Source organism: Sodalinema sp. (assembly GCF_046483825.1).
Classification (GTDB): Bacteria; Cyanobacteriota; Cyanobacteriia; order Cyanobacteriales; family Geitlerinemataceae; genus Sodalinema.
Genome location: NZ_JAWOCL010000032.1, coordinates 1 through 5394 on the forward strand (window position 1 = coordinate 1; position 5394 = coordinate 5394).

Annotated in this window: 4 protein-coding genes; 1 reads left to right on the forward strand and 3 read right to left on the reverse strand. The window is 49.8% G+C overall.

From position 1 onward, the window contains the following. Nucleotides 1-1913: M48 family metalloprotease (locus R6U67_RS02140; RefSeq protein ID WP_410251019.1), on the forward strand; the 1913-nt coding region annotated here is incomplete at its 5' end. Between the two features lie 161 nt (nucleotides 1914-2074). Here R6U67_RS02140 and R6U67_RS02145 read toward each other — a convergent pair. The 3 genes from R6U67_RS02145 to R6U67_RS02155 form a co-directional block, all read right to left on the reverse strand. Next, complete coding sequence (locus R6U67_RS02145; RefSeq protein ID WP_410251020.1) at nucleotides 2075-3229, reverse strand: hypothetical protein; 1155 nt, start codon at nucleotides 3227-3229, stop codon at nucleotides 2075-2077. 490 nt (nucleotides 3230-3719) lie between these two features. Then, complete coding sequence (locus R6U67_RS02150; RefSeq protein WP_410251021.1) at nucleotides 3720-4793, reverse strand: hypothetical protein; 1074 nt, start codon at nucleotides 4791-4793, stop codon at nucleotides 3720-3722. Nucleotides 4794-5131: 338 nt separating this feature from the next. Next, on the reverse strand, nucleotides 5132-5281 hold the full coding sequence (locus R6U67_RS02155; protein WP_410251022.1) for a hypothetical protein: 150 nt from the start codon (nucleotides 5279-5281) through the stop codon (nucleotides 5132-5134). Between the last annotated feature and the right edge of the window lie 113 nt (nucleotides 5282-5394).

The following is a 5394-nucleotide window of genomic DNA, read 5'->3' on the forward strand; positions in this document are numbered from 1 at the left end:
CTCTCCTAGACCACACCGCCGCTGAAGCCCCCAGCCCCCCAGACCCCGAGCCGCCCTCCTCCAACGAGACGAGCGAGAGTCCTCCAACCCCGGCCAGCACTGAAAACTGGCGGGATAAGCCCCTAGAGCGCCCCCAAGAGCGGCGATCGCTCAAACCGCCCCCCCTCGGACGACTCCGAGGGCTAGAGGTATTGACCGCCATTTTGCTCTTTCTCAGCATCTCCCTGCCCCTGCATGGGCTGCTGACGGCAATAAATGAACTTTTTGTCAGAACCCGGCTCTTTCGTCCCGTTCAAGCCTTTTTCAATAACTACAACGGTCAGATTGCCCTGCTCCTGATTCTCTGCACCGCCATCTCGCCTTGGCTCTTAGATGCGATCGGGCGCCTCAACTGGGGTAGCCGCAGCTTTTCCCTGACTCAACTGGGAACCTTCAGCCCCGAAGCCAAACAGGCCCTACGTCAACTCTGCCGCAAACAGAACATCGCCATCCCCGAATTGCGCCTCATTGCCGACGATGCGCCGATTCTGTTCAGCTATGGAACTCTACCCCGGTATGCCCGCCTAGCCATCAGTCGCGGCCTCCTCAACCGCCTCAACTCAGAGGAGATCGCCGCGTTGGTCATCGCCGAACTGGCCCATATTCGCCATCAAGACATCCTGGCCCTGTCCGGCTTCCTGGCGATCTTGCAATTGCCCTATAGTCTCTATCTCCAGAGTAGTCGTTTGGGGGATTGGCTGCGCGATCGCGCCTCAAAATCCTCCCAGTCAGCACTCGTCATCCTCTATCAAGCCGGGTTTTGGCTGGCCGCCCTAGTGGCCAGCCTCAGTTATGGCCTCTTCAAACTCTGGCGCTATCCGATTTTTGCCCTCTCCCGCCTGCGTCACAGCTACGGCGATCGCCTGGCCCTAGAGATGAGCGGTGATCCCAACGGCTTAACACGGGGACTCCTCTCCCTCGCCCAAGCCATTGGCGAATACCGGCGTCAGCACCCCGAAGGTGGTACTCTCTATGAAAGTTGGGAAGCCTTGACTCCCTTGGGCGATCGCGAGGCCCAAATCTCGGGCCAATTACTCCACCACGATGCCCCCGAAACCCTCTTGTCCTGGCACTTAAAAAGCCCCTACGCTCCCTGGCTGAATCTCAACCAAACCCATCCCCTCCTCGGGCGACGCTTATATCGTTTCCACCGCTGTGCCGAATTTTGGCAAGTCTCCCCCCTCCTCAACTGGCCTGACGCCACCCCAGTCAAACCCCATATCCGCACCCCCGGCCTCTTTCGCCTGCAAGGAGCGCCCTTTTTCGCCACGGCGATCGGGATAGGGTTCGCGATCGCTCCGGCCCTAATTGGCTGGATTGACCGCCTCTTTGGCCTGCGCTACGTCGGCTGGTTATACACCGATCGCTGGTGGCTGTTATTGGGGCTAACGATGGGCGGATTTGCGATCGGAACGGTTCTGCGCTTTAACGCCTTTTTCCCCGATCTCAAACCCAATCTCTACCATCAGAATCCCGACTGGCAAAAATGGCTCACCAATCCCCAGGCTCTCCCCATCGATAGTCTACCGGTGAAACTCTCGGGCCGCTTGCGGGGGCGCACAGGAACCGCAAACTGGCTAGGACAGGATCTCGTCTTAGACCTCAACAATTGGCAAATTCCCCTTCATCTCTCTAGTCGGTTCGGTCCTCTCGGGGACCTTTTACCGCAACCTTTGCGCCCTTTGGAGGCCTGCGAACAGGAGGTCGTCGTGACGGGTTGGTTCCGTCGTGGGGTGACGCCTTGGATTGACGTGGATCAAATACAGTGTTCTCAGGGAGAAACCCCGCCCAATGGACATCCGGTTTGGTCCATTATTGTGGTTTTGTTATGTGCCGTTTGGGGGGCGTATTTCCTCGTTCGAGGTGGGTTTTAATCCTAACAGTTCACTCGAATTTCTAAGGGTCTTCTGGATTTAGATTTTTTGCCGGGTATACAAAATTGTAGGGGAACCCACCCCTAGCCCCTCCCAGGAGGGGATTTTTCGCCCCCACGGCGACGGATGTAATCTGCCATAAATTTTCCTGATCTTGAACCCTATCTCCGAGATTTTGAGGGTATCGTAACCGAGATTGTTTTAGAATAATCGCAGGCTTGACATTGGAAGGTCATCTCTTGAAGTCCAGTACTGCGACGGCTAGCATGAACCAAAACCTCAGTCGTAGAGGTTACCGTCAATTCCTGACAATTGGGACAGTTTTCAAACTTGTTCTGAACTAAGCGATAACCTCTTAAATGAAAGTGAGACAAAATTGGCGTACAATTGGGACAATTCAAGCCTTGAAATGAGGTGCTTCCAAGTTGTTGAGCGACCGTTTGCGGCTGAGTCAACCCATCCTCAACTTGCTCCTGGGCTACGGGTAATAAGTCCGCCTGACAGGTTTGACAAACAAAGTGAATCCTAGACTGAATCCAATGTTGGGTGAGGTCATAGACAATCCACATGATTCCCAATGAGGTTATACCATAGAGAACCGCCATCAAGAATATATGATCTCCCCAAAAGATATACAGGAGAAAGAGTAAATTGATGAAGATTACCAAAACAATTAAACTGACAACAATTACAGCCATCCCCCGCACCAGTAAGCGAACCGGGAATACCGCTAGGCTGAGAGTTCGATAAAATCCCTCTCGATTCAGAGCAATTCTCCAGTAACGACCCGTCGATTTAGCAATAATTTGACCCCAAAAAATAAGAACTTTGATGATAAGAATCGCCAAAATGGCTAGACATATAATCCCAGCTAAATTATAATAAGGGTCGATAAAAATTGTTGCCGTCAAGAGTCCCATCGAGAGAGAGAACGCACAACATCCCAGTTTGAGAATTGCTGAAGTATAGAGAGCGCGATCGCGGTCTCCCGGAACCTGCGATCGCCCATTTGGGTCTAATTCAATTCGACTCCGTAGCTGGGGAATAAGATGTTTTACCCCGACAATAGCGAGTCCCCAAAATGCTAAAATCACGCAGCCGAGTAACCCAACCTCAAAAAAATTGAGTTGAACAGGTGCTTTACTCGAACGTAACAGCATCAAGAAATTTTTGAGGAGTATAGCATTATCTGTAACAGTTCTGGGTGATTCGAGTGCGTCTTCAATCTCTTCCATCCGTTGTTCACTCGTCTCAGACTCAACGCCTTGTAGCCGCCACAGCGGCCCAAACCCCTGTTGTTCCCGATTCTGACTCATCCTCCCAGTGGATTCCTCCAGCCAACGCCGAGATGACGGATGCTGAGAAACCACCTCTGGCGTCATCCATCCATAACTTAGCTGAGGGAAGAGAATTAGGCTCAAACCCAGCACAACCCCGCAAATCACCATCGAGGGTTGATGAGTTTTCCTGAACCCTCGCCACGACACGCAACGCTGGCTGTTCAGTCTAAGCCTTATGCAAAGCCTGATGACAAGCCTTATGAATTGGCGGCCATGTCCATAAACCCCATCAACCCAACCCAAAAAATTCAGCATTTCAATTATAATTCCCAATCCTAACCGGTTGGGATATCCACTGAGGGTACTGGTACACCGTCTCTCAAGTGCTAACCGATGAATCAACAACTGTCAAACACCGTTAAAGGCCAATTCCCCATCTCACCGCTTCTCGTCTCTCCCCTCCCCGTTGTCATCAAACTCAAGTCATCAAACTCAAGTCATCAAACTCAAGTAACTGTCTCCCGTTTCACGGGTTGATACGATGGTCCTCTTTAGAATACCCACAGACTTGACAATTATAGGTCGTCTGCTGAATCTTCCTGTTGGAACTCAGAGAGGGTCCCAATGTCGATAATGTCTTAGTTACGGTAAATTCTTGGCAATTTGGACAGCAGTCAAACATCCAGGGATTGATAACACAGCTTTGCAAATGAAATTCCGACGAATGACGGGTACAACTGGGACAGTTCCAGCCTTTAAATTGGGTACTCGATAAGTCTTTGGCGACCCTTTGAGCTTCGTTGAGACGCTCATGTAGATGAGGTTCTTCAACGCATACCAATTCAGTTCCACACATGTTACAAATAAATCTTCGATTCTTTTCTATCCAGCTTTCAGCGAGAACCGCTGTCCACCAACCATTGACAGAGGATGCAACGACACTAAAAAATAAGATGATATTAATTTCAGATCCCCACATTGTAGTCAGGACAGAGAAGGCGGCTGAGAATATCCAGGCAAAGATAAACGGAATAATACTGTAGACAATTAATGTGAAGATGCCGATAAAGAGTGCCATTAATGGGGTTTTTCCCTGTTTATCAATAGCGTCTTTTCTAGCGCTAATTACGACTTTAATACTGCTAATAATTGCCTGGACAAAACCAATTCCTAAACTGACAGCGATCGCAAAAACTGCTATGTTTAAGTTAAGGAGAGCCAGAGGCAAAAATATCCCCAAAGACAGAAGAAATCCCGCAATTCCAGCTTTTCCAAAAATCTCAAAATAACGCCCATGATCAGCCGAAGCCTGAATCCGAGATTCTCCCCGAGGAGCGATTTGAGTGGGTTGCTTTAATTTTTCCTGAGTAATTGAATACACTAACAGAGAAATAAGCCAACAAACGGCGGCGGTACTCCCTAAAATCCAAACAGCATCAAAGTCAAATAAACGAAACCGGTTAATCTCTGTTTCATGATCAATAAAATCGATCCATCCAAATATTTCTAAACCAGATCCCCTGGCTAATCCTAAATGACTCGCCGCACTCAGTTGAGGAACCAGAACAAGGCTAAATCCCAACAGAATCGCGGCGATCACCCTCCAGAGTTTATCAGGCCTCCTGAACGTTCGACGACACAAGAATCGATAGGTCATGCGTGAGTTGAGGCTTGAGTTGAGGCTTAATACAAGCCTCCTCAATTGGCGATCGCCACAAGTCCAAACCCAGTTAATCCAGCCTAGAAGAGTTAGCATGAAGAGCCGTCGCCAGATTATATAGGACAAATGTAACGAAGGATGTTTAAGCCACAGATATTTAAGCCACAGATATTTAAGCAACAATGGAAGCTGGCCCATTCTTGACGATAAATCCTCACTTGTCAATTATCAATTGTCAATTAGCAAGGATCAACCGTTCATCATCCTAGTTCATCCCCCTAATAGCTACCACCAGCACCCCCACCGCCGCTATCGCCGCCGCCAAAACCACCACCGCCACCACCACCGCCACCGCCGCCAGTGACTCCTACAGACTGAGTCAGTCGAGGGGTTATGATTTTTTCTTCTTTTGATTGACATCCTCCCACGCTAATTCAAAGAATATAGCGTGGGATTCCCACCATCACTGATGGGGTTTCCTCTTTCCACGACTCAACTTACCTTGAGGAGTTTCCCCACCCAGGCAGAGGTCGATGTCTCC

Bases quoted from the DNA above. Each gene is read 5' to 3' on its own strand.
- R6U67_RS02145 (WP_410251020.1), bottom strand. From the start codon at position 3,229: ATGAGTCAGAATCGGGAACAACAGGGGTTTGGGCCGCTGTGGCGGCTA.